The sequence below is a fragment of the Vreelandella zhaodongensis genome (genome assembly GCF_013415115.1).
GTDB lineage: Bacteria > Pseudomonadota > Gammaproteobacteria > Pseudomonadales > Halomonadaceae > Vreelandella > Vreelandella zhaodongensis.
The window spans coordinates 42,197-66,107 of record NZ_JACCDD010000002.1; the positions used below are offsets into that span (position 1 = coordinate 42,197).

A 23,911-nucleotide genomic window follows, 5' to 3' on the forward strand; every position below is an offset into this window, starting at 1 on the left:
TGACCACTATACTTACTTCGTGCTTTCTACAAACGATAAAAACCCGAGCCTAAGCCCGGGTTCTTTAGGTTTAAAACTAACTTACTGAAGCAGAGAAAGAACGCTCTGTGGGCTCTGGTTCGCCTGAGCCAGGATAGAGGTACCCGCCTGCTCAAGGATCTGCGCGCGAGTCAGGTTAGAAACCTCTACCGCGTAGTCTGCATCTTCAATCCGCGAACGGGCTGCTTGCAAATTCGTGGAGGTTGTCTGGATATTATCAAGGGCGGTTTCAAAACGGTTCTGCATCGCACCTAAGTTACTGCGCTGCTTATCGACTTCTGACAAACGTGCATCAAGAATTGCAAGTGCGTCACTATCGCCGCCGTCAGCAGACAGCACGTCGAAACCATTCGCAGCAACCGAGCGAGCTACGCCGCCAACGCTTGCGAGATCTCCTGCCGCAACAAAGCCACCGCCAGTAGTTGCTTGCATATTCCAGCCACCACCCGTTGCAGTACTACCATCTGCTTGAGCGCTACCGATTGTAATGGAAATAGTTTCGCCATCTTTAGCACCCACCTGGATACTGAAAGAAGTGTCGGTACCGGCCGCGAACAAGTCTCGTCCGTTGAACTGAGTCTGTTCAGTTACTCGGTCAATTTCAGCCAAACGCTCGTTGACTTCTTCCTGGATGGAGTCGATGTCCTGCGCGGTGTTGGTATCGTTTTGTGCTTGAACCGTCAGCTCACGGATACGCTGTAAGTTGTCGTTGATTTGGTCCAGTGAGCCTTCAGCGGTTTGCGCCAAAGAAATACCGTCGTTAGCATTGCGCGACGCTTGGTTCAGGCCCGTCACGGTGCTGGTCATACGGTTAGCAATGGCTTGGCCAGCAGCATCGTCGGCAGCGTTGTTGATACGTAGACCGGAAGAAAGGCGCTCTTGTGCTTGCTGTAGCGAGCTTTGTGCGCCTTTCAGGTTGTTTTGGCCAATCAACGCTGTGATGTTGGTATTGATAACAGACATGTGAATCTCCTACATATGGTTACTGGCCTGATCGGCCTGCCTTACGGCTTGCTGCCGTTGTATTTATTAACGGCAATTTGAGGAGATACTTAAATTTTTACGCTCTTTATTTGTAGTAAAATGTATCAGTTATCACTTTCCACCAAGGTTTCATTCCTTATGTGGCAGGCCGAACATAGGCTAACCGCCACTTCCCTTCTAAGAATGATACGTATTCACGTGTAAACCAGCGCTCGACAGATGCCCCAGCTATTTGAATGCCTAAGTTCATAGCACAATTACGGCACTGTTGATTATACCGCACCAGTCTCAACGATCTGATTACCATAAAAAAATTCCGGTATCAGTGGGTACTGATACCGGAACATTGAACCACCAGATAATGGATAAAAACCTTACCTATCTGGCTTGACCTAGATTTGGCTTACTGGAGCAGGGAAAGCACGCTTTGCGGGCTCTGGTTAGCCTGGGCCAGAATAGAGGTACCCGCCTGCTCAAGGATCTGGGCGCGAGTCAGGTTGGAAACCTCAACGGCATAGTCAGCGTCTTCAATACGTGAACGAGCTGCCTGTAAGTTCGTAGAAGTCGTTTGAATGTTGTCTAGTGCAGTTTCAAAGCGGTTCTGCATGGCACCCAGGTTGCTGCGCTCTTTATCAACCGTTGATAAACGCTCATCCAGAATCGCCAATGCGTCCTCTTGAAGAACATCAAAACCTGCAGAGCTAACACCACGGGTATCGCCAGCGGCAAGATTACCCTGCGTACCAGCGGCCAAGTCAGTGAGCATATTCCAGCCGCCAGCAGCAGTAGAGTTGCCTGAACCACTCGCTCCGCCAATGCTAATTGAAATAGTTTCGCCATCTTTAGCACCCACCTGGATACTGAAAGAAGTGTCGGTACCGGCCGCGAACAAGTCTCGTCCGTTGAACTGAGTCTGTTCAGTTACTCGGTCAATTTCAGCCAAACGCTCGTTGACTTCTTCCTGGATGGAGTCGATATCCTGTGCGGTGTTGGTATCGTTTTGTGCTTGAACCGTCAGCTCACGGATACGCTGTAAGTTGTCGTTGATTTGGTCCAGTGAGCCTTCAGCGGTTTGCGCCAAAGAAATACCGTCGTTAGCGTTTCGTGATGCCTGGTTCAGGCCCGTTACGGTGCTGGTCATGCGGTTAGCGATTGCTTGACCAGCAGCATCGTCAGCGGCACTGTTAATACGCAGGCCGGAAGAAAGACGCTCTTGTGCTTGCTGTAAAGAACTTTGCGCGCCTTTCAGGTTGTTCTGGCCAATCAACGCTGTGATGTTGGTATTGATAACAGACATGTGAATCTCCTACATATAGTTACTGGCCTAGTCGGCCTGCCTGACGGCATGCTGCCGTTGTTATTAATTAACGGCAGGTAGGGGAAATACTTAAATTTTTTCACTCTCGCTTTTGTAACTAAATGTATCAACCCTCATATCTGTTACTGATCGCTCTTTTTACTCGCCATAGGCTGGTGCTCACTTCATAAGCCCCATTAAAAAGCCCCTAACCTGCACAGGTAGGGGCTAACCAGAAGGCCAAGCTAAAAAATGGGTTATTTACGATTTGCCATCTGGGAATTCATCATATCCAGCTGCTGGAACAAATAGCCGCTGGTGGAGTTCATTTGCGACATCATCATATCCAGCTGCGTGAACTGCTTACGATAGCGCTCAACCGTACGCTCAATGGAGGTTTCCATTCGCTCAAAGCGGCTATCTAATGACTCTACACGCCCTTCAGCACTTCGTTTGGCACTACCCAAGGCGCCGTTTTCGCTTAACACCCTATCCAGCACTTCGCTTACCTGCCCGCCCATACCTGCTTTGTCACTATCACCCGCAAAAAAGGCGGCCACGGCATCTTGATTGTTCGCCACAGCATCACTCATTTTGGTTGAATCAAGCTCAAGGGTGCCATCTTTTTTAAGCTCAATACCGATGTCGGATAGGCGAGAGATATCACCGCCGGGTACATTACCTACTAATGCCGAGCGCAACTGGGATTCAATAGAACGCACTGCACGATCACCAATCAAACCACCTGCTGCATCGCCACCACCATTGAAAGCCGTTAGCTCACCGATTTTAGCTTTCAGATCATTGTAGCCTTTTACAAAGCCTTCAACGGCTTCACGCACGGCCAACGTATTTCGAGCGACAACTACGGTATTCGGGCTATCCGCTTCGGTCACCTTTTCTAAATTTAGTGTCACGCCAGCGATGGCACCTTGGACGCTATTAGTTTCACTGGTGATGGCAATCCCATTGACTTTTAACTTGGCATTGCGACCTTCATAAGCGGTGTCTGGATCAGAGGCAAGTGCAACTCCCCCCGCAAGCCCCGTGAAGTCCATGCCATTGATCGACCCTTCTTCTCCGGTCGTCGCGGAGTTAAGCGCCAATCGATACCCGCTGCCATCGTTAACGATAGAAGCATTAACTTTTGGACCATCTTCAAAGTCAAAGTCGTTAATCTGGTCGCGGATATCTTCGAGAGAGCTGCCTTCTGTCAGCGCGATAGTTCGCGTAATGTCATTATTATCAGCATCTTTTCCAAAGGTTAATGTCAGGCTTGCACCGGCTTCTGTTAGCCCTTGGGTAAGCGCATTATCCCCTTGGATGCTATTAGTGGCTAAGCTTCCTGCGCGGGCAAGTTGTGTTACCTCAACATCATAACGCCCTGCCGTTGCTTCGCTGCTGGCTGTCGCCTTTATAGCATTGCCACCGCGTATTTCAGTAGACAAACTCTGATAAAGCTTGGGATCGTTCAGCTTGTTAACCGAGGTCTGAAACTGAGACATCGCACTTTTCAGCTGGCCGTACCCAGAAATTTTTGCTTCTTGCTGTGTTTTTTGCTGAGTGATAGGCACTAGCTTTTGGCGCTCTGCGCCGCGTAGCTGCTCCAACAGGCCAGTAAGATCCAGCCCTGATCCAACGCCAAGAGAGGTGATCGTAGCCATTGGCTCAGTTCCTTGTATATTTAGTTGATGATGCTTGTATTGAGCATATCGGCTAAAAAGGGGGCAACTTTAGCGCTTATTCTCCCGATCAGACATAAAAAAACACCACGTTAGTGAAACTTGGCCTCTTTTAAACACCAAGCCAACTGTATGATTTTGTTTTTATTAGCTTTGTGTTTGTTGCTGATTCAGGCCTGCCAGCTGCTGTGTCAAATAATTACTGGTAGAGTTCATTTGGGACATCAATGTGTCCAATTGAGCGAACTGAGTACGATACCGCTCCACCGTCTCCTCAATACGAACCTCGGTGCGAGAGAGCCGATCACCAAAAGACTCTACTCGACGCTCTGACCCACTGATAGCATTTTGCACGGCTCCAGAATCATTCAGCATCTGTCCAATAGCCTCATTAACCTGCCCCGCCATACCACTTTTGCTATCAGACCCTGCAAAGAAATTCGCTAAATCATCAGGCTGGTTGGCAATTGCGCTGTCTAACACGCTTTCGTCAAGCGACAATGTCCCGTCTACTTGTAGCGAAATGCCCACATCTGAAAGGACTTGTAAGTCTCCCCCATCCACCATGCCGCTAAGTACACCACGCAGCGAAGATTCAACAGCACGAGTAGCACTGTCGCCATTAAGTTGCCCCGCTTGGCCACTTGCAGCATCAAAGGCTGTCAAATCACCAATGGTCCCTTTCAGCGTATTAAATGCCTCAACAAACGCCTTCACTCCTTCACTGATGGCCTGACTGTCCTGGGCGACGGTAATGGTATTGGATGTATTCGCTTCGTTTAGATCTAATGTTACGCCCTGAATGGCTCCTTCTATCTGGTTCGATGAGCTGACAATATCGATACCATTCACGTTGACGAGCGCATCTTGGCCTGCTTGCACCACCTGAGTATCACTGGTGACGACGCCATCGGCTAAAATATCGCTAAAATTCGTGCTTTGAATACTGGCATCTGCCCCTGTTTCCGTTGCGTTAACAGACAACCGATACCCTTCGCCATCGTTGATAATAGAGGCATTCAAGCGGCCATCACTTTCGGCGTTAATCGCATCACGAATATTTTCGAGTGAACTCCCCTCTGCAATAGCGATGGAATCCATTTCGCCATCTGAAAATGCAAATACCAGTTCAGTGTCACCGTCAATAATCGCTTCATCTGGTGCTGCCACACGTTCAGTTGCAAGGCTACCTGCTGTTGCTAGTCGCTCTACAGCGACGTCATATTGGCCAGGTTGTGCATCGTTACTAGTGACCGCACGAACACCGTCGCCATCAACAGAGGTGGTTAAGCTTTCATAAAGCTCAGCGTTATTAAGAGCAGACGCCGCCGTTTGCAGCTGTGATAGACCACCTTTCAACTGCCCATATGCGGATATTTTTGCTTGCTCAGATTCAACCTGTTGCTGAATCGGCACCAGCTTTTGCTGCTCTGCTTCACGAAGTTGATCTAGTAAGCCTGTGAGATCCAAGCCAGAGCCAACGCCAAGTGATGTAATAGAAGCCATAAAACACATGCCTTTTCTAAATATATGCTGCCACGCTTGTCCCTACTTCACATTACCGGTCACATATGAATCGGTGCGCAACACGAGTTTTCTGATGTCCTCACCTTTAGGTGTCGGCCAGGTAAGCTTTAACTTGAACATAACACTCTTTCTCCATCATTGACGTAACGGTAAGTAACAATTGACAGTGCCAGAATATTCATCCAGCAAATTTTGCTAGCGAATCGATTCCGCCTTTTCTGCTTGGCGGGCTTGGGTTATATCGACTACCCAACGAGACGTACCACTATTTACGGTATAGCGACTCAATTAGGCTGAGACGCTGCCGCGCCAAAACATAGACCTTGGTCTAACAGGGCTATTGCTTTATAATGCACTGCAACAAGCCGATTCTGGCACTGTTTGCAGGAGAACGACTTATGCCTTCCGAGGTGTCACACCCCGCATCCAACGTAGCGTCTGCCGCCTACCATGTGCAGCGCAGCCTACGCCACTGCCTCTCTACCGTTGCCGAGCTGCTTTACGATAATGGCCATGTGCTCGAAACCATTACTCTGCCTCAGCGCGGCCTTGCCCAGCGCGAGTTGGCTCATTTGAATAGCCACTGTTCCAGTTGGAAAACTTGCCAGCAGGTGCTTGAAGAGAGCGGCGCCGCTGAATTTAACGACTATGGCCGCTTTGTACTGACGGCCATGGGGCGGGAGCTGATGTTTGATATGTTTGGCCAAGGCGCCGCTGACTGCGCGTAAACGCGTTGGCCTCGCCCTGGAAACCAAAACGCCCCCACAACCTAAGGTTGTGGGGGCGTTTTTTTTCTATTGGCGTGTTGAACTTAGCGCAGTCCGAGCAACGAAAGAATAAACAGCACAACAACGATAAGACCAATAATGTAGATAATGTTACGCATAGGGGCGCTCCTTGCTTTTGCGTTTTAGGCTTTGACTCTTCCAGCTTTTCGTTTCAAAGAGGGCAACAGGATGCTCAACCTTTGAAAGGCTATCCCAAGCCTAGCAGTGATTTGTTAGTTTTGCGTCATTTACCCACCAATCCTTTCAGCCGCCACGCCGTTTATTGAACCTCCTATGACTTACCACCTCGAACAGTGGGTGTGTCCTTGTCACCCAGCCACACCCATCACCTTTGCCAAAGGGCTTAAAATGCGCGCGTCTGCTTTCGCTCTCGTACTTGCTTGTACCGTCATCACTTCATTGATGCCTTCTTGGGCATCGGCGAGAGAGCCTTCAGCCAGTGCGCTGCAAGCGCTCGACCAGCAAGCAGGCGAGCTTAATCGTGTTCATGCGATCATCATCGCCCATGATGGTGGTATTGTTCACGAACGTCACCAAGGCGGCCCGGGGCTCGCGACACCAACTAACATCAAGTCCCTTTCTAAAACGGTACTGGCCGCCATTACTGGCGCAGCAATTGAAGACGGCATTATTGATTCTACCGAGCAACCTTTAGCAGACCTGTTAGGCGAGCTACCTGGTGGGATAGACCCACGGGTCAACGATATTACCGTGGCTCATTTGCTTGCCTTACAAGCGGGTTTGGAGCGAACGTCGGGCAATCACTACGGCGCCTGGGTAGCCAGCAGGAACTGGGTAAATGATGCGTTAACGCGCCCATTTGTGGATGAGCCTGGTGGGCGCATGCTCTATTCCACTGGCACTAGCCACTTACTTTCTGCGGCGCTTACCCAGGCCAGCGGTGAAAGTACCCATGCCCTTGCGCAGCGCCTGCTGGGCGGGCCACTGGATATTGCGATTCCTGCCTGGCCAAAAGACCCGCAAGGTATTTACTTTGGCGGCAACGACATGCTGCTTTCTCCCAGGGCACTAGTGGCCGTGGGCGAGCTTTATCGTAATGATGGCATCGCCAATGGTAGGCGAATATTGCCTGAAGACTGGGTAGAGGCGTCGTGGACACCCAGGGGCTACTCCCCCTGGACAGGCGATGGTTACGGCTACGGCTGGTTTATAACAACCCTTGCGGAAGTGCCAGTTGTCTATGGCCGAGGTTACGGAGGGCAGGCGCTGTACGTGATCCCTGAGCGGGAAATGACCATTGTGATCACCTCCGACCCGACACCACCTTCGCCTGGAGGGCAGTTTCAGCGGCAGCTCCACCAGCTAGTTGTGGGCTTGCTGGAAGCGCAGGAGTAGCAAGCCTAATACTTCTGGTGAGACGCCTCAGCCTGCAATTTACTGCGAATAAAATCACTATGGCTAACGTGCAACAAATCAGCCAACCGCCTGATACGGTGCTCTTCGAGCGGGTCGATGCTGCCGTCTGCCCAGGCAAGCTGCCACATTAACGCCACCAACTCACAGCGCTGTTCATAACCGTAGTGCGCTTTGATCAGACTGACAAACTGGTAATGGTCGACGGCGTCATCCACTTCAGCTTCCGCTAACGCCATTAGCTCGTTAACATCGCTTTCACTTAAGTGGTAGCGATTGATTAACATCTGCTTCAGTGCATCGCGTTCCGCAGCGCTTTGATCGTAGTCGGCGCGCATGACTTCACAAAGCAGCGCTGCGGTTGCGAGCTCTAGCGTTAGGGTTTGGTTATCGCGCTGTTCGGGCTCCGCCAGCGCACGTTGGAAAAAGTTACTAATAGTCTCCAACACAGCGTCTCTCCTGTTAACAAACCTGTCATTTCGACTAGTGATATGGCACTTAGTGCCCAGTAAGCCGACAGCTCGCAACCTTTCCCCTATTCCCTATTCCCTATTCCCCCTTACTCCTTACGCTTCGCTAACTGCTCTTTTAGCTGCTTGGGCACTTGCTTAATAATCAGGCGATCCTGGCCTTCATCGTACTCAATGCTAGAGCCCAACAGGTGGGAATCAAAACTGATCGAGACGCCCCCTGCACGTCCGGTAAAGCGTCGAAACTGGCTGATGGTGCGCTTATCCGGCGGGATTTCCGGTGACAGACCATAGTCAGCATTACGAATATGGTCGTAAAACGCTTTGGGCTGCTTTTCGTCTACCAGCCCCGATAGTTCTTCCAACGTCATTGGCTCGCCACGACGCAACTGCTCGTTGGCGTAATCAACCAAGGTGTCGGTTTTTTCTCGGCTGGCTTCGTCGTCATAGTCCTCTTTTTCGACGTAATCACTGAAGGCTTTCAGCAGCGTACGGGTTTCAGCGGGGGCATCAATGCCCTCTTCCATTCCCAATAGCGCTATCAAGCCGTCGGCTAGCTTTTTGCCGCCGCGGTCTTTCAAAAACGATACATACTGCGCGCTTTCAGAATCGCTCTGCCACTGGGTAAGGTTTACCCGTGCCGCCAAGGTAAGCTGGCTAGTATTAAGCTGCGCAGCGGGCACTGCCTGGTGCTCTGCGTTAATGCCAATGCCTTCCCGCTGATGAACTAAGCCTAAAAACAGGGTTTCGGTATCGCCTTGGCGTAGGTGCGCGAACACCAAATAGCCGCTAACGGAGAGCTGTTCCTGAAGCGTTTGCGCCAGGCGTTCGGCAATCGCAATGGAAAGCTGTGTGAAATCTTGCTCTTCTGCCATGTACGCCCGCAGCCAGGCTACCAGCGGCCCAGCCTGCTCTCCTTGTGCAGCAAAACGCCCCCACCCTTTGGCTTTGGTGTTATAGGTGTCGTTTAACGAATTCACCAAGCTTGTCATTGCAGGGTCGTCGTTGCTCTCTGGCGTTGAAGCCGGTGCCGCCGTGACGGTTAAATGCTCGCCATCTAGCGATGGATCAAGGCGGTGCACAATACTTTGCAGTAGCGGCATAAGCGGGAGTTACCTTTTTGTCTAAGAACGATTTATCTAAGAACGATGTATCTAAGAACAAGTAAACCAAGAGCACGGTTTAGCCAAGAACGGTTGATTAAAAACAACTCATCATGAGAGCGGTGTTGCCAAAGAACCGCTCAACAGGCAATCAGAAAATTCAAGGCTTTAAGCGATAACCGGTGCGGAAGATCCAGGCAATAGTCGCAAGGCTGGCCGTCAGAAAGAGCAGGATCATCGCCACGCTAGCCGCTAAGCTGACATCGCTAATGCCGTAGAAGCTCCAACGGAACCCACTGACCAAATAGACCACAGGGTTAGCCAGGGTAACGGTTTGCCAAAACGGCGGCAGCATATCGATGGAGTAAAAGCTGCCCCCCAAAAACGTCAGCGGAGTGATCACTAGCAGAGGCACCAGCTGCAGCTTATCGAAACCATCCGCCCAGATGCCGATAATAAAGCCCAATAGGCTGAAGGTGACAGCCGTCAGCACCAGGAAGGTCAGCATCCAAATCGGATGGGCAATCTCTAATGGTACAAAAAAGTTAGAGGTCAGTAGGATAATCAGCCCAAGCAGGATCGATTTCGAGGCAGCGGCACCCACATAGCCCACGACAATTTCTAGATAGGAGATGGGGGCCGATAAAATTTCGTAAATACTGCCGGAAAACTTAGGAAAGAAAATCCCGAAAGAAGCGTTAGACACGCTCTGGGTGAGCAGCATCAGCATAATCAGCCCCGGCACAATAAAAGCACCGTAGCTGACTCCATCGATCTCGCTGATGCGCGAGCCAATCGCTGCGCCAAACACCACAAAGTATAGCGAGGTAGAAATCACCGGCGATACAATGCTTTGCAGCAAGGTTCGGCGGGTGCGCGCCATTTCTGCCATATAAATGGCACGAACGGGGTAGAGATTCATGGGCGCTCCTTTACCAAGTCGACGAAGATATCTTCCAACGAGCTTTGCCGTGTATGCAGGTCTTTAAAGCCAATGCCTGCCTTTTCCAACTGTGTAAGCAAGGCAGAAATACCGCGTCCCTCCTCTTCCTGGCGGCCATCGTAGGTGTACACCAGCTCATAGCCGTCAGCGGCTAGACTCAGCTCGTCTTGTTCAAGCGCTGCGGGAAGTACAGTGAGCGGCGTGTGCAGCTGTAGCGTCAGCTGCTTGCTGCCGAGCTTGTTCATCAGCGCTGCTTTCTCTTCCACTAAAACGATCTCACCGCGATTGATGACGCCAATGCGATCAGCCATCTCTTCGGCTTCTTCAATGTAATGAGTGGTGAGAATAATCGTGACACCGTTATCCCGCAGCCCGCGTACCACGTTCCACATATCCCGACGTAGCTCAACGTCTACCCCAGCAGTTGGCTCATCCAAAAATAGAATGCGCGGCTCATGAGAGAGAGCTTTGGCAATCAAGACGCGGCGCTTCATACCGCCTGAAAGCGTCATCAGGCGATTGTTGCGTTTGTCCCACAGAGCCAGCGACTTGAGCACTTTTTCGATATGGGCAGGGTTCGGCGACTTGCCAAACAAGCCACGGCTAAAACTAACCGTGTTCCATACCGTTTCAAAGGCTTCGTTGGTGAGCTCTTGCGGCACAAGACCAATACGTTCACGGGCCTGACGATAGTGACTAACGCTATCGTAGCCATCGACTACCACGTGGCCTAGGGTTGGGTTCACCAGCCCGCAGACCACGCTAATTAACGTGGTTTTGCCCGCCCCGTTGGGGCCAAGCAGGGCAAAAATTTCGCCGCGCTGAATCGTTAAATCCACACGGCTAAGGGCCTGAAAGCCACCTTCGTAGGTTTTGTTCAAGCCTTCAATAGTAATGATGGGATCGTTCAAGGCGTGCTCCTCACACCGCGGCAACATTGCCGCGGTGCTTGACGGATGTTCGGCGCCATTAACTACGGCTGGTGATTTCCAGCAGGTGGTAACCAAACTGGGTTTTAACTGGGCCGTGTACCTTGTTCAGGTCACCGCTGAAAACGACCTTGTCGAATTCCGCTACCATTTGGCCGGGGCCAAAGCTACCCAAGTCGCCGCCTTGACGACCAGAAGGGCAGCTAGAGTGCTGCTTGGCCACTTCTGCAAAATCACGACCGTTTTCGATCTCTTGTTTCAGTGCGTTGCACTGCTCTTCACTGCTTACCAAAATATGACGGGCGCTGGCACGTGCCATAACAAACTCCTTATTAAAAAGCCCCAAATCGGCGTATCAGTTTATCATGCTGGCACGGGGTTGTAGGCGTTAGCGTTAGCTTGATTAAGGGCCAGCTAGCGCACCGCTGACACGCAGTGCTTCACCAACACTTTCCAAGGCACGTTCATGGGCGCTTACCGGAAGCGGGCCTTTGCTGCAGGCTACGATTACCCACGGCACCTGCGCTGTAGAGACACTAGGCAAAGCAACACCGGCATCGCAGCTACGGCGGTGCTGAGTGCCGGTTTTATGGGCAAAGTGAAGATCACTGCCCAACCCTTGCTTCAAGCGCTGTTCACCAGAAGAAGTGCGGCCCATAACCGCCAGCAGTGTTTGGCGCTGCTCAGCATTCAGATCCGTCATGCCGCCGCGGTGAAGCGACGCCAGCACATCCCCGAAGGCGCGCAGGGTGCCTACGTTCTCGCCCGTGGCTTCGTAGGCGTCAAAGGCGCGGTCGTAGTCAGGTTGCTCGAAGGCATCTTGACGCACGCTAAGCACACGGGCGAGCGCTGCCGAGCGTTGGTCAACATCGTGTTCGCGCAGCGCCATGAAATCCACACCTCCCAAGCCTTGGGCATCGGGATGAAGCTGACCATATACTCCTTGGCGTACCCCAATGAGCTTGCTAATCGGCCCTAGATCATCCGGCCTTCCACCGCTAGCAGCCACCATGGTCCTTGCCCGTGCATTCACTGCATCAAGCCCCACACGGTCAATCAGCATATCCGAAGCCGTGTTATCACTAACGGTAATCATCTGTTCCAGCAAATAACGGATGGAAATAGGCGTGCCTGGCTCATACCAGTTAACTGGACCTGCTCCGTCAACATAGTCGCTGCGAGCCAGGGTAATCCGCTCATCAAGGGATAGCCTGCCGGCTTGATGCTCGGCCAATATCTGGGCAGCCACCGGCACTTTTACCAGCGATGCCAAATACCACGGTTCATCAGCTTGCCAGGAATAGGCTTCACCACTAGCCAAATTCTGCACATACACACCCAGCTGTCCATCAAACTCCTCTTCAATGGCGGCCATGCGGGCATCTAAGCCACCCTGCCAGCGGCTTTTTTTATCGACTTCATAGTACCAATCGGCATGAACAGAAAACGCCGTTAGGAGCGCTATAGCAACTAAGCTGTGTCGTATCCAGTGTCGCAAATCTAAGCTCCCGACAGTTTGATCGTATTTAACGGTGAACCGCCACCCAGCGAGTCAGCCAAATCCACAGCGCAGCACCAAGAATTAACAAACCGCCAACACCTAGTGCTTGTGGATAGCTGTAGGCTCCCTGTCCTTCCAATAGAAAACGCAGCACCAGAAAAATCATCACTATATGGAAAATAAACGCTTTCAGCGCATCACTGCCGATCAGAGTGAGCGGCAACAGCGTTTTTGCCGCCGCCGCCCCACCTGCCAAAGCAAGCCCCAATAGTACCAACGCGCCGCCGACACTAAACAGCATAAAACTTATCCCTGGCGGGTGTTTTCCCACATTACGAGCCACCGCCATCATCGCACCATAAACATCGCCCCCGACGATTGCCAAACCATAAAAGGCCACCATCATCAGCGCCCCCGCCCCTACCAGCCAAAAAATTAAGCGGCGGCGTAAGGCGGAGTCGAAATAACAGCGCAGTAGCGCTTCGCCAATCAATAAGCCAAACAAAATTAACGGGGCGCGGCTGATCTGCCCCCAGGCATAGTGCTCCTTGTGGTCAACCAGAAACGCTTTTAAGAGGTCATAGCCCCCAAAGGAAAACCCTTGCAGCCACGCGGAAAGCAGCGTTAACCCTGCGATGGTCGCCAAACGCCCCCGCAGTGGCGTTCGCGCCCACAGCGGCAATATTAATGGCACCCATAGCAAGGCAATGGCATAGAAACCTAGAATCTCTACCCAGATAGCAAAGCGCCCATAGAGCAACGTATCAACAATATCGCTGGGCGAGCTGAAGGGCAGCATTTCGACAATCGTCAGCACTTTGTACCAAAACCAGACCTCGATCGCCCGCACCCACAGCTTTAACCGCCGTTTAGGCCAATCGTCACTTTGCGTGTGGGAAAGAAAAGCCACCGCCAGCGCGATGCCAAACACCAGGATAAATAGCGAAGACGAGAACTTGGTTAAAAAATGAATGGGCACCATGCCCCAATCAGGCACGTTGCGCATGCCTACCAAACCACTGACTGCATGGCTGATAATCATCAGGCCAATGGCAATACCACGGGCAAGGTCAATGGCTTCGATGCGACCTTGCGCCTTAGGAAGCTGCGGCACCTCCTTCCAGTTCAACACGTCGGCAACATCCTTGTGGTTGATGTCAGTAGTCGGGCTTTAACCATAGTCTATTCCCTCCCCGCTCCCTACTTAACACCTTTTAACGCAAAAATGCCCCGCCGTTAGCGGGGCATTTTTTTGGCTCATCCTTGAACCAGAATAGCAGTTAATCCTTTAGCAGGCTTGACTTACCACCCAGCGTCATCTTCCTCATCGGTTTCCCAAGGATCCTGCTCTTCCTGCTCTTCTTCATATGTAAATTCTTGCTCTTCCTCTTCGTACTCAGTGGTTACACCGTCATGGGTTGTACCATGCTCTTGCTCAGTATCGAAAGAGTTAAAGCTGCCCTGATCGTCCTGCATAGTCTCTTCTTGCGGAGCGGGCTCGTATTCATCGTTGCCTTCCATGCCGGCAAACGCTAGCGGGCTGGCGATTAAACCGAACGATACGCCTAAAATGCCAAGTTTCTTAAGAGCGTCCTTTTTCATAGTCATGCCTCCTGATATAGCTTCACTTTCACTTCAGTTTTCGGTAATCAAAAATTCGATCATTTTGAAAACATTGGTTAGTGGCAAGAACGTCATGCATTCCTAACATTTCGTTCTTGCCAAAACTATTGCAGACACCATACCAAACCATGCCAGAAAAAATAAAAATCCAAAAAATACAAAACCTTAAATAAAAGCTTTTCATGCCAACACTGCCTTTAAGCCATGTTTAATTAGCATTTAATTGTTTATAACTGACACATGAGCCCCGTTGCATCATGCCAGTGGGGCAATAAACTTACTCTCAGCGACTAGACAACACCATTCACTCGCCTTAAACGTAATGAATAATGATAAAGAGACGATGAGGAAAGCCTTAATGAATGCTACTGAAGCACGCCAGCTTCCTTTAGAAGGCCTGAAAGTCATTGAGCTTGGTCAGCTCATTGCAGGCCCATTTGCGACCAAGCTATTGGGTGAATTTGGTGCTGATGTCATTAAAATCGAGCCACCCGGCACCGGTGATCCACTGCGCAAATGGCGAATGATTGAGGAAGGCACTTCCCTTTGGTGGCACGTACAGAGCCGTAACAAGCGCTCGGTGGCGCTGGACTTGCGCAGTGAAGAGGGTCAAGGCCTGGTACGCGAACTCGCCACCGAAGCCGATGTGGTGGTGGAAAACTTCCGCCCCGGCACGTTAGACAACTGGGGGCTAGGCTGGGAAGCACTCTCTAAGCGCAACCCAAGGCTAATCATGGTGCATATTTCCGGCTACGGACAAACGGGGCCTTACCGTGACAAGCCCGGCTTTGGTGTGGTGGGCGAAGCCATGGGCGGCCTACGTTACCTCACCGGCCAGCCGGGGGAGCCTTCCGTAAGGGTGGGGGTGAGCATTGGTGACTCTCTCTCCGCGCTTTACGCTGTTATTGGCACCTTAATGGCACTGCAAGAGCGCAACCGCAGCGGTCTGGGGCAAGAGATTGACGTGGCGCTGTATGAGTCGGTATTTGCCATGATGGAGAGCTTGCTGCCGGAATTCGATGCCAGCGGCCACGTGCGCGAACCCAGCGGCAGCGCCCTGCCCGGCATCACGCCGTCTAACGCTTACCGCTGCCAGGGCGGCGATTACGTGCTCATTGCTGGTAACGGCGACAGCATCTTTAAACGCTTGATGGGCGTGATTGGCCGTGACGATTTGGCCAACGACCCAGCGCTGGCCCACAACGATGGCCGCAGCCAGCAAGCCGAGGTGATTGATGCGGCAATTCAAGCCTGGAGCGGAGAGCGCCCACGGGAGGCTATTTTGCAGGCCCTGGATGACGCTCGTGTACCCGCAGGCTACCCATATACCGCTGAAGATATCGCCTTTGATCCTCACTACTTGGCGCGTGAGATGATTCAGACCTTCACTCGCCCCAACGGCAAACCATTAAAAGTGCCAGGCATACTGCCCAAACTTAGCGCTACCCCAGGGCGACTCGGCGATGGCGGCCCAACGCTCGGCCAACATACCGACGATGTGCTGGATGAGCTAGGCATTGACCAGGAAACCCGTGCCAAGCTGCGTCAAGCGGGCATTATTTAGGGGCATCTCGGCCCAATCACATGTTTCACTTCGAGGTAAGCGCTTAAGCCCCAGGGGCCAAGTTCACGACCAATGCCGCTGCGCTTGAAGCCACCCCAGGCGGTTTCAGGCAGCACCAGCTGCTCGCTATTGTACCAAATGCTACCGGCTTTTAGCTGACGGCCAATGCGCTTTGCCCGCGCGGGGTCGCCGCTAATCACCGTCGCTGCAAGACCATAAGCGTTATCGTTGGCGAGTTTAATCGCCTCTTCTTCGCTGGTAACGCTGCGCGCGCAGAGCACTGGGCCGAAAATTTCTTCTTGCCACAAGCGGCTTTCCAGCGGCACATCACGGTAAAGCGTCGGCGCTAAAAAGTAGCCCTGCGTGGGTAACGTGCGATGGGTAACATCGCGCACGGCCGTCAGGCCTTCTTGTTCAGCCAAGTCTAAATAACGCTGTACCGCATCGCGCTGCTTAGCGCTGGTCATTGGCCCTAAGTCAGTGCCTTCAGCAAGTGGGTCGCCCAGGGTTAGCGCATCCATCCGCTCCGCCAGGGCGGTATAGAGAGCTTCTGCCACGCTTTCATGTACCAGTAAGCGCGAAGTCGCTGAACAGATTTGCCCAGCATTAAAGTAGATACCCGCCATTACCCAGTCGGCGGCTTGAGATGGGTCGGCGTCTTCCATTACCAGAATCGGCGATTTTCCACCTAGCTCTAGGGAGACACTAGCAGTGCGAACGGCAGCAGCGTGCATAACGGCTTCGCCGACTCGATTACTGCCGGTAAAAGAGATTTTATCAACACCTGGGTGATTGGTTAGCGGTGCGCCAATACCCTCGCCGTCACCATTAAGCAGGTTCAACACACCCGCAGGCAGGCCAATTTCCAGGGCAATTTCTGCCAGCGCCAACTCGGGGAGCGGCGTTACCTCTGACGGCTTGAGCACTGCGGTACAGCCTGCCGCCAACGCGGGCGCCAGTTTCCAGGCGCTTGTCACCAGCGGGAAGTTCCAGGGCGCAATCAGCCCAACGACACCCACCGGGTCATGATACGTACGTGCCTCAACGCCCTCCATTTCCACACTAACCAACTCGCCTTGGCGGGCATCCAGTGCTTTGGCCTGCTTAGCGTAATAGCGATAACAGGCAATCGCGTCGTCCAGGTCAATGCCTGCTTCAGCTAGCGGTTTGCCGTTATTAGTGGCTGACAGAGTGATAAGCGCTTCTCGGCGGGTCTCCAACGCATCGGCAAAGCTATCTAGGTACTTTGCACGCGCAGTTCCACCCAGCGTTTGCCAAGCAGGTAGCGCTTGCTGAGCGGCTTGAACGGCAGCGTTAACATCTGCTGCGTCCCCCGCTGTGACCTGAGCAATACGTTCTTCGCGATAAGGGTTCATCACATCGAGCAGGCGCGTGCCAGCTGAGGCAACCCATTGGTTGTTGATGAACTGCTGATTGATAAACTTCTGGTTGAGTAACGGCATCTACTTATCCTGGTCGGAAATTCTGCACGCACGCTGCCAAGCAGCCGCGTCTATTTCAATCAGTAACGGGCCATTTGAAACGCGCTTAGCGAGTGAGTTTGCAAGCTCCTCAGGGCCTTCAACCCGCACGCTTGGGCAACCAAACCCTTCGGCTAAGGTGAGAAAGTTGGGGGCTTGAATGTCCACGCCCAAACGAGCCACACCATTGGCATCCATATAGCGGCGAATTTCCTCATAGCCTGCGTTGTGCCACAGCACAATCACCACCGGCAGGCGCTCCTCCACCGCGGTAGCAAGCTCAGACAGAGTGAACATCACCCCACCATCACCGACAAGCGCCACCACGGGTAGGTCAGCGCGAGCTAACTGCGCACCTAACGCCGCTGGTAGCCCATAGCCCAAGGTGCCGTAGCCGGTAGAGGCATTGAAGTAGCGCCTTGGCGCTGGCTGGCTGACTAGGTGGTTGCCTGCATACACCGGCGCGGTGGAGTCGCCTACTAAAATCGCCTCGGGCAAGTAGTCTGCTAGGGTTTTATAAAGCGGTACGAAGTCGCTAAAAGCCGGATCGTTAACCAGATTCAGCGCACCCAAAGCCGCCGACGTTCGCTCAATACCGCTGCGCTTCAATGGGTCGGGAAAGTGAGCGAGTAGCAGCTCTAAGCTACGCCCAGCGTCGCCAACTAGCCCTAGCGTTACACGCTGATTGCGTACCAATTGTTCGGGGTCGATATCAATACGAATCAGCTTGCCGTTGAGGTGAAAGCCACCGTCAAATACGACGTCGTAGTCGGTCTCGCCGAGTTCGGTACCCACCGCCAAAATCACATCGGCATTGGCCGCCAGTTCGCGCACCGCTGGCAGCGCGGCATTCGCGCCCAAATCCAGCGGGTGGTCGCGGCCTAGTAGCCCTTTGGCGTTGATAGTCGTCACCGTGGGGGCATCTAGCTTCCCCACCAATGACCGCGCAGCATCTGGCGCTGCCACGCAGCCACCACCTAACAGCACCAAGGGTTGTTTCGCTGCCTGTAACAAGCGGGCGGCTTCGGCAAGCCCTTCTGGGTCAGGCGCTGCTCGGTAAAGCGTTGGCGCTTGCCAACTGGCCGGAGCCTTCACTGGCGCATTGAACAGATCAATCGGAATTTCAAGATGCACTGGGCCTGGGCGCGCACCATTGAAGATCGCAAAGGCGCGTGCCAGCACGTCAGGTAGCGTACTGGCATCTAATAGCGTGTGGCTAAACCGCGCCACGCCACTGATCATCTGCTGCTGGCTGGGAAGCTCATGCAGCCGACCTTGGCCTAGCCCCAGCGTATCCCGACGACTCACGCTGGAGATCACCAGCATGGGGACAGAGTCTGCTAATGCTTGGCCCATGGCAGTGGCAATATTGGTCATCCCTGGGCCAGTGATAATCAGGCATACCCCAGGCTGACCGCTGGCACGGGCATAGCCGTCGGCCATAAACCCTGCGCCCTGCTCATGGCGCGGGGTTATATGCTGCACGTCGCTGCCTTCCAGCCCACGATATAGCTCTACCGTATGCACGCCTGGGATACCAAACAGAGTTCGAACCCCATAGGTTTCGCGCAGCAGGCGGATCAACAGCTCGGCACAGGTCATCGTTGATGGATTGCGGATTGCGTCAGCGTTCATAACAGGCCCTCTCAGAAGAAAAATGTGTGGGCCATAAAGGCAATAATCGGCAGTGTAATCGCGGTACGCAGCAAGAAAACCACTGCCAGTTCCCAGAACTTGATGGGAATTTTCGATTTGAGTAGCAGCGCACCGATTTCAGACATGTACACCAGCTGCGTCATGGAGAGACAGGCGATGACAAAGCGGGTCAGCTCACTTTCAATGTTCGTCGCCAGCACCGCCGGTAAGAACATGTCGGCAAACCCTACCAGCGTAGCAGGAGCCGCTGCTTGTGCTTCAGGGATACGCAGCAACTCAAGCACCGGCACCATGGGGTAAGAGAGCCAGGTAAACAGCGGAGTAAACTCGGCTAAGATCAGCGCGACAGTGCCGATCGCAAACACCAGCGGTAACAGTGTCAGGAAGATATCAATCACATTGAGTAGCGCTATGCGTCCTAATTCGCGCGGCCCCGGCGCACTGCCTGCTCGGCGGGTGGCTTGCAAAAGGCTGTAGCGAAACAGGCCCACTTTTTCGTTACGCTCTTCACTTAGCTGACAGCCGACCGGCTCATAGTAGTCATCAGATTTACGCGAAAGTGGCGGAATCCGCGACACGATGATTGCGGCGATCAAGCCTGACACTACCACCGTGAAGTAGAACTGCACGAAAAGGTGGTTAATATCGACGAAATTAATCACTAATAGGCTGAAGGCGATGGAGGCAACAGAGAAGTTGGTCGCAATCACGGACGCTTCGCGGCCGTTGTAGTAACCCTGTTCGTACTGCTGAGCGGTGATCAGAACCCCCACAGTGCCCGACCCCATCCACGAAGCGGTGGCATCGATAGCACTGCGTCCTGGCAGGTTAAAAATCACCCGAAACGGTTTACGCACCATCGTACCGATGAACTCCATAAAGCCGAACTCAACCAGAAACGGTAGCAGCACCGCAGCAAAAAAGAAGAACGTTAGCAGCACCGGGGCCAAATCATTCAGCATGACGCCACCGGTAAACGAGGCGGTGACGAACTCAGGGCCGAACTGAAAAAAGGTCATGAGGACAAAAATCGCGCCTAATATGCGCATGACGACCCAAATAGCGCTTACATCAAACATATCGTGAAAGGGGCCACTTTTTGCCCAAGCAGGTTTGGCGAGCTTGGCGTATAGCGTTACCACCACCGAGAGACAGAGAATGATTACCGCAAGGGCGGGTAGTGCTGCCCCCAATAGCGTTTGCAAGCCATCCGCCATCAGGCCCATGCCAATGTTAATGGAGTCGCCCACTTGAAAAGGCACTAGAAACAGCAGTACCCCGATCAACGATGGAATAAGAAACTTCAATAAATGCGCGCGGGGGATCTCCGCCGGAGACGTCGGTTCTTCCGACTTTACTTGAGAGTAAGACATACATTTCACCTATTGGAAGTGATTATTAGAGGTGGGTTGGCGGCATCCTGGCAGGCAATAAGCAGCCTGCCATTTCTTTGATCATTAGCGCCTTGTCAGGTAAGCGCTTTTTATGTGTTAGCTATCTCAGGGCAGGTTAATCACTGTGCTTCACGCCCGGCAGCACGCAGAGCATTTCGTACAATAGTGTGGCTCCCATTAATGCCGTGTTACCGCTGAGGTCATAAGGAGGCGACACTTCTACCAGATCACAGCCGACAATGTTCAGCCCTGCCGCACCGCGAACAATTTCCAGCCCTTGGGCTGAGGTCAGTCCGCCCATCTCGACCGTTCCCGTCCCTGGAGCAACGGAAGGATCCAAACCATCGATATCGAAGCTGATATAAACAGGCACATCGCCCATCTGCTCGCGCACTTCTTCCATCAAGGGAGCCAGCGAGCGATACCAGCACTCTTCAGCAGGCACGACGCGGAAGCCCTGGCTTCGGCACCAATCAAAATCTTCGGCGGCGTAACCGGTACCACGAAGGCCGATTTGTACTACCTTGCCGTGGGCTAACAGGCCCTCTTCCTGGGCGCGACGAAACGGCGTGCCATGGGCGATTGGTTCACCGAACATGTGCTCATTCACATCGGCGTGGGCATCGATATGAATTAGCCCCACCGGCCCATGCTTTTTAGCCATGGCACGTAGAATTGGCAGTGTCAGGGTGTGTTCGCCACCCAGCGTTAGCGGAATGCAGTTGTGTTTAAGCACCTCATCATAAAAGGCCGTGATGATGTCGACGCTTTTGGGCAGATGAAACGTGTTGATGGGCACGTCGCCTATATCAGCCACTTGTAAACTTTCAAACGGTGCAGCACGGGTCGCCATGTTATAGGGTCGAAGCATGCGAGATTCATCACGAATCTGACGTGGGCCAAGGCGAGTCCCTGGACGGTTAGACGTACCAATATCCATGGGAATACCGATAAAAGCAGCATCTAAGCCAGCAGCACTTTCCTGGGCGGGTAAACGCATCATAGTGGCAGGTCCACCAAAGCGCGGCATGCTATTGCCCCCGAGTGGCTGGTTAAAGTCAGACATACAGATCTCCCTGGCGTTGTTTATGTTGTAGCGCTGTATTGCGTACTGATAGCGACTACATTGCACAGACCATGCCAAGTCTCTGAATGCCCTGATAATAGGGCTTTTAGCCATCACTGATGCAATAATGAATCAAAACAACGTACACTTAAGTCAATTATGAATCATTAATGCAAAAATGAATCAAGAGATGATAACCGTGAGTGAAATCGATAAGTGCGTGCTGAAAACCATTGTGGAAACCGCTAACGATCACTTCTTTATTGTCAGCGGAGAGGGTCAAGTGCTTGATATCAGCCCCGGCGCTGAAGCCGTTTATGGCGCGCCACGGGAAGAGCTGCTAGGCAGTAGCGTTTACCAACTTCAGCAAACAGGCATATTGAAGCCATCCATCACCTTAGAAGTGATGCGCACCCACCAGCCAGCACAACTTATGCAGGTAACGGGCACCGGACGCCGCGTGATTGCTGAAGCCTACCCTGTCTTTGTAAATGGAAAATTGGAGCGTGTTATCAGCCGTTCCAGAGACTTAACCGATTTACAGCTTCTACAAGACGAATATGCACTACTCCAGAAGCGCTTTAGTGAACACTTAAAGCGCAGCCAAGCAGCTCCCGATGCCGAGGAACAAGCGCTGGACGATGCGCTGGATAACCTGCAGGCGAGAAGCCACGTTATGCGTGAAGTCGCCTTGCTTCTCAAACGAGTCGCCCCCTCAGACGCCAATGTACTGATGCAAGGAGAGTCGGGCGTGGGTAAAACCGCGTTTGCCAAGCAGCTTCATCGTTGGAGTCAACGCAACAATGGCCCCTTTATTGAGGTTAACTGTGCAGCCATTCCCGAAAATTTATTTGAGTCTGAGATGTTTGGCTATCAGCCAGGCGCGTTCAGCGGCGCGGCTCGCCAAGGAAAAGCAGGTTTACTAGAGCAGGCGGAAGGCGGCACACTGTTTCTCGATGAAATCGGTGAGCTTCCGCTATTAATGCAAACCAAGCTGCTAAAAGTCATCCAGGACGGAAGCCTTACCCGACTAGGTGATACGCGGCCACGCAAAGTAGACTTTCGCTTAGTCGTCGCCACGAACCAGAATTTAGCGAAACAAGTAGAAGCAGGCCTATTCCGTCTGGATCTTTACTACCGTCTCAACGTTATACCTGTCACGCTTCCTCCTTTACGTGACCGCCGAGAAGACATTCCTGATCTCGTGGAAGCCTGTTTGGAACGCCTTAACCAACGCTACGGGCGGCAAAAAATTCTGGGTAATCAAGTGTGGTCAACGTTGATGGGAAGTGACTGGCCAGGCAACGTTCGCGAGCTTGAAAACTGGCTAGAAAGAGCTTGGCTATCCAGCCCAACCGACCAAATTGAAGCACCGAACCCCCATCCCTATACGGATCAGCCTCCTGCTAATCTGCCGAATATCGCCCCCTCATCTTCGGCAGCCCCCTTAGCGCCGAATGAAACCCTAAAACAGTACCTCGCCAGGCTGGAACGCGACACACTGGAAGCGTTGAGCAAAACACTCCCCAGCACGTATGCCATCGCTGAACGGCTAGGTATCAGCCAATCCAGCGTGGTGCGCAGGCTGCAGCGCTATGGCATTAAAATCACTACCTAGTGCTTAGGCTGATACATCTTTCTCACGTGATGACGCTGCTCACCCCTCCTGCTGCATCCGCATCGCTATGCGACGCTTAGCCTCACTACGGCGCATGAAATACCAGGCCAGGAAGGTGGCCAGCGACACCGTTAGGATGATCAGGGTAGCGAGAGCATTGATCTTCGGCGAGACCCCTAGGCGTACCGAGGAGAAGACCACCATGGGCAGCGTTGTAGCCCCAGGCCCGGAAACGAAGCTGGCGATGACCAGATCATCCAGGGAAAGGGTAAAGGCCAGCAACCAGCCAGCAGCCAATGCTGGGGCAATCACCGGCAGGGTGATCTGGAAGAAGGTCTTCACTGGCGGCGCCCCCAAATCCATCGCCGCCTCCTCCAGTGAGAGATCCACCTCACGCAGCCGTGAGGAGACCACCACCGCCACATAGGCACTGCAGAAAGTGGTATGGGCGATCCAGATGGTCGCCATCCCGCGATCCGCGGGCCAGCCAATCAGCTGAGCCATATGCACAAAGAGTAACAGCAACGACAGGCCGGTGATCACCTCCGGCATCACCAAGGGGGCGGTGACCATGCTGGAGAGTGCCGTTTTGCCACGAAAGCGGCCGAAACGAACCATTACGAAAGCGGCGAGTGTCCCCAGGCAGACCGCCATACTAGCCGAGAAGAAGGCGATTCGCAGACTGGTCCAGACAGCATTGAGGATCTGCTGATCGCGGAACAGCTCGATATACCAGCGTCCGGAGAAGCCCGCCCACACCGTCACCAACCGTGAGGAGTTAAAGGAGTAGAACACCAGTACCAGCATCGGCAGGTAGAGGAATAACAGCCCCAGGATCAGCATTACCGTCGTAAAGGATGGCTTTCTCATGG

Annotated in this window: 21 protein-coding genes; 4 read left to right on the plus strand and 17 right to left on the minus strand. The window is 52.9% G+C overall.

All coding sequences use genetic code 11. The features are described from left to right. Positions 1–81: 81 nt before the first annotated feature. The 4 genes from HZS79_RS03695 to fliD (HZS79_RS03710) all read right to left on the minus strand — a co-directional run bounded on the left by HZS79_RS03695 (position 82) and on the right by fliD (HZS79_RS03710) (position 5,508). The gene (locus HZS79_RS03695) at positions 82–1,002 is read right to left on the minus strand and encodes a flagellin N-terminal helical domain-containing protein (RefSeq protein ID WP_179927080.1); all 921 of its coding nucleotides are present in this window, start codon (positions 1,000–1,002) and stop codon (positions 82–84) included. Between the two features lie 424 nt (positions 1,003–1,426). Continuing rightward, positions 1,427–2,320 (minus strand): flagellin N-terminal helical domain-containing protein, encoded by an 894-nt coding sequence (locus HZS79_RS03700; protein ID WP_162217186.1) that lies wholly within the window; start codon positions 2,318–2,320, stop codon positions 1,427–1,429. A gap of 257 nt (positions 2,321–2,577) precedes the next feature. Continuing rightward, on the minus strand, positions 2,578–3,984 hold the full coding sequence (fliD, locus tag HZS79_RS03705) for a flagellar filament capping protein FliD (RefSeq protein ID WP_179927081.1): 1,407 nt from the start codon (positions 3,982–3,984) through the stop codon (positions 2,578–2,580). A gap of 165 nt (positions 3,985–4,149) precedes the next feature. Then, the gene (gene fliD / locus HZS79_RS03710; protein WP_162217184.1) at positions 4,150–5,508 is read right to left on the minus strand and encodes a flagellar filament capping protein FliD; all 1,359 of its coding nucleotides are present in this window, start codon (positions 5,506–5,508) and stop codon (positions 4,150–4,152) included. A gap of 419 nt (positions 5,509–5,927) precedes the next feature. Here fliD (HZS79_RS03710) and HZS79_RS03715 point away from each other — a divergent pair, with 419 nt between their 5' ends. Together HZS79_RS03715 and HZS79_RS03720 are read left to right on the plus strand one after the other, a co-directional pair. Continuing rightward, positions 5,928–6,257, plus strand: a complete 330-nt coding sequence (locus tag HZS79_RS03715; RefSeq protein WP_162217183.1) for a hypothetical protein — start codon at positions 5,928–5,930, stop codon at positions 6,255–6,257. A gap of 333 nt (positions 6,258–6,590) precedes the next feature. Beyond that, positions 6,591–7,673 carry a serine hydrolase domain-containing protein gene (locus HZS79_RS03720; protein ID WP_238401341.1) on the plus strand — a complete coding sequence of 361 codons (1,083 nt, stop codon included), beginning with the start codon at positions 6,591–6,593 and terminating at the stop codon, positions 7,671–7,673. A gap of 5 nt (positions 7,674–7,678) precedes the next feature. On the opposite strand, the gene HZS79_RS03725 is transcribed toward HZS79_RS03720, so the two are convergent. The 8 genes from HZS79_RS03725 to HZS79_RS03760 all read right to left on the minus strand — a co-directional run bounded on the left by HZS79_RS03725 (position 7,679) and on the right by HZS79_RS03760 (position 14,239). After that, entirely contained in the window at positions 7,679–8,140 is a 462-nt protein-coding gene (locus tag HZS79_RS03725; protein ID WP_179927082.1) for a TerB family tellurite resistance protein, read from the minus strand. A gap of 110 nt (positions 8,141–8,250) precedes the next feature. Beyond that, on the minus strand, positions 8,251–9,264 hold the full coding sequence (gene yejK / locus HZS79_RS03730; RefSeq protein ID WP_162217181.1) for a nucleoid-associated protein YejK: 1,014 nt from the start codon (positions 9,262–9,264) through the stop codon (positions 8,251–8,253). A 160-nt stretch (positions 9,265–9,424) separates the two neighbouring features. Then, entirely contained in the window at positions 9,425–10,186 is a 762-nt protein-coding gene (locus tag HZS79_RS03735; protein WP_162217180.1) for an ABC transporter permease, read from the minus strand. Then, a complete protein-coding gene (locus tag HZS79_RS03740) occupies positions 10,183–11,118 on the minus strand; it encodes an ABC transporter ATP-binding protein (RefSeq protein ID WP_162217179.1) in 936 nt (311 codons plus the stop codon). Before HZS79_RS03740 ends, HZS79_RS03735 begins: the two co-directional genes overlap by 4 nt. 58 nt (positions 11,119–11,176) lie before the next feature. Further along, a complete protein-coding gene (locus HZS79_RS03745; protein ID WP_162217178.1) occupies positions 11,177–11,455 on the minus strand; it encodes a peptidylprolyl isomerase in 279 nt (92 codons plus the stop codon). 84 nt (positions 11,456–11,539) lie between these two features. Continuing rightward, positions 11,540–12,634 (minus strand): serine hydrolase, encoded by a 1,095-nt coding sequence (locus tag HZS79_RS03750; RefSeq protein WP_179927083.1) that lies wholly within the window; start codon positions 12,632–12,634, stop codon positions 11,540–11,542. 28 nt (positions 12,635–12,662) lie between these two features. Then, positions 12,663–13,769 (minus strand): acyltransferase family protein, encoded by a 1,107-nt coding sequence (locus HZS79_RS03755; protein WP_179927084.1) that lies wholly within the window; start codon positions 13,767–13,769, stop codon positions 12,663–12,665. Between the two features lie 170 nt (positions 13,770–13,939). Further along, positions 13,940–14,239 carry a hypothetical protein gene (locus HZS79_RS03760; protein WP_162217175.1) on the minus strand — a complete coding sequence of 100 codons (300 nt, stop codon included), beginning with the start codon at positions 14,237–14,239 and terminating at the stop codon, positions 13,940–13,942. A 379-nt stretch (positions 14,240–14,618) separates the two neighbouring features. On the opposite strand from HZS79_RS03760, the gene HZS79_RS03765 reads away from it, so the two are divergent. Next, entirely contained in the window at positions 14,619–15,824 is a 1,206-nt protein-coding gene (locus HZS79_RS03765; protein ID WP_179927085.1) for a CaiB/BaiF CoA transferase family protein, read from the plus strand. On the opposite strand, the gene HZS79_RS03770 is transcribed toward HZS79_RS03765, so the two are convergent. The 4 genes from HZS79_RS03770 to speB form a co-directional block, all read right to left on the minus strand. Next, positions 15,821–17,287: an aldehyde dehydrogenase family protein gene (locus HZS79_RS03770; protein WP_179927086.1), complete on the minus strand. Its 1,467-nt coding sequence runs from the start codon at positions 17,285–17,287 to the stop codon at positions 15,821–15,823. The genes HZS79_RS03765 and HZS79_RS03770 overlap by 4 nt on opposite strands. Further along, a complete protein-coding gene (locus HZS79_RS03775) occupies positions 17,288–18,940 on the minus strand; it encodes a 5-guanidino-2-oxopentanoate decarboxylase (protein WP_179927087.1) in 1,653 nt (550 codons plus the stop codon). 11 nt (positions 18,941–18,951) lie between these two features. Beyond that, positions 18,952–20,334, minus strand: a complete 1,383-nt coding sequence (locus HZS79_RS03780) for a YjiH family protein (RefSeq protein ID WP_162217171.1) — start codon at positions 20,332–20,334, stop codon at positions 18,952–18,954. Between the two features lie 136 nt (positions 20,335–20,470). Continuing rightward, entirely contained in the window at positions 20,471–21,421 is a 951-nt protein-coding gene (gene speB, locus HZS79_RS03785; protein WP_179927088.1) for an agmatinase, read from the minus strand. A 199-nt stretch (positions 21,422–21,620) separates the two neighbouring features. On the opposite strand from speB, the gene HZS79_RS03790 reads away from it, so the two are divergent. Beyond that, entirely contained in the window at positions 21,621–23,039 is a 1,419-nt protein-coding gene (locus tag HZS79_RS03790) for a sigma-54 interaction domain-containing protein (protein ID WP_162217210.1), read from the plus strand. A 39-nt stretch (positions 23,040–23,078) separates the two neighbouring features. On the opposite strand, the gene HZS79_RS03795 is transcribed toward HZS79_RS03790, so the two are convergent. Next, positions 23,079–23,909: an ABC transporter permease subunit gene (locus tag HZS79_RS03795; RefSeq protein WP_246311401.1), complete on the minus strand. Its 831-nt coding sequence runs from the start codon at positions 23,907–23,909 to the stop codon at positions 23,079–23,081. Positions 23,910–23,911 lie beyond the last annotated feature (2 nt).

Coding starts and splice junctions, on each gene's coding strand:
- HZS79_RS03695 (WP_179927080.1), bottom strand. CDS start 1,002: ATGTCTGTTATCAATACCAACATCACAGCGTTGATTGGCCAAAACAAC.
- HZS79_RS03700 (WP_162217186.1), bottom strand. CDS start 2,320: ATGTCTGTTATCAATACCAACATCACAGCGTTGATTGGCCAGAACAAC.
- fliD (WP_179927081.1), bottom strand. CDS start 3,984: ATGGCTACGATCACCTCTCTTGGCGTTGGATCAGGGCTGGATCTTACT.
- fliD (WP_162217184.1), bottom strand. CDS start 5,508: ATGGCTTCTATTACATCACTTGGCGTTGGCTCTGGCTTGGATCTCACA.
- HZS79_RS03715 (WP_162217183.1), top strand. CDS start 5,928: ATGCCTTCCGAGGTGTCACACCCCGCATCCAACGTAGCGTCTGCCGCC.
- HZS79_RS03720 (WP_238401341.1), top strand. CDS start 6,591: ATGACTTACCACCTCGAACAGTGGGTGTGTCCTTGTCACCCAGCCACA.
- yejK (WP_162217181.1), bottom strand. CDS start 9,264: ATGCCGCTACTGCAAAGTATTGTGCACCGCCTTGATCCATCGCTAGAT.
- HZS79_RS03735 (WP_162217180.1), bottom strand. CDS start 10,186: ATGAATCTCTACCCCGTTCGTGCCATTTATATGGCAGAAATGGCGCGC.
- HZS79_RS03745 (WP_162217178.1), bottom strand. CDS start 11,455: ATGGCACGTGCCAGCGCCCGTCATATTTTGGTAAGCAGTGAAGAGCAG.
- HZS79_RS03760 (WP_162217175.1), bottom strand. CDS start 14,239: ATGAAAAAGGACGCTCTTAAGAAACTTGGCATTTTAGGCGTATCGTTC.
- HZS79_RS03765 (WP_179927085.1), top strand. CDS start 14,619: ATGAATGCTACTGAAGCACGCCAGCTTCCTTTAGAAGGCCTGAAAGTC.
- HZS79_RS03770 (WP_179927086.1), bottom strand. CDS start 17,287: ATGCCGTTACTCAACCAGAAGTTTATCAATCAGCAGTTCATCAACAAC.
- HZS79_RS03775 (WP_179927087.1), bottom strand. CDS start 18,940: ATGAACGCTGACGCAATCCGCAATCCATCAACGATGACCTGTGCCGAG.
- HZS79_RS03780 (WP_162217171.1), bottom strand. CDS start 20,334: ATGTCTTACTCTCAAGTAAAGTCGGAAGAACCGACGTCTCCGGCGGAG.
- speB (WP_179927088.1), bottom strand. CDS start 21,421: ATGTCTGACTTTAACCAGCCACTCGGGGGCAATAGCATGCCGCGCTTT.
- HZS79_RS03795 (WP_246311401.1), bottom strand. CDS start 23,909: ATGAGAAAGCCATCCTTTACGACGGTAATGCTGATCCTGGGGCTGTTA.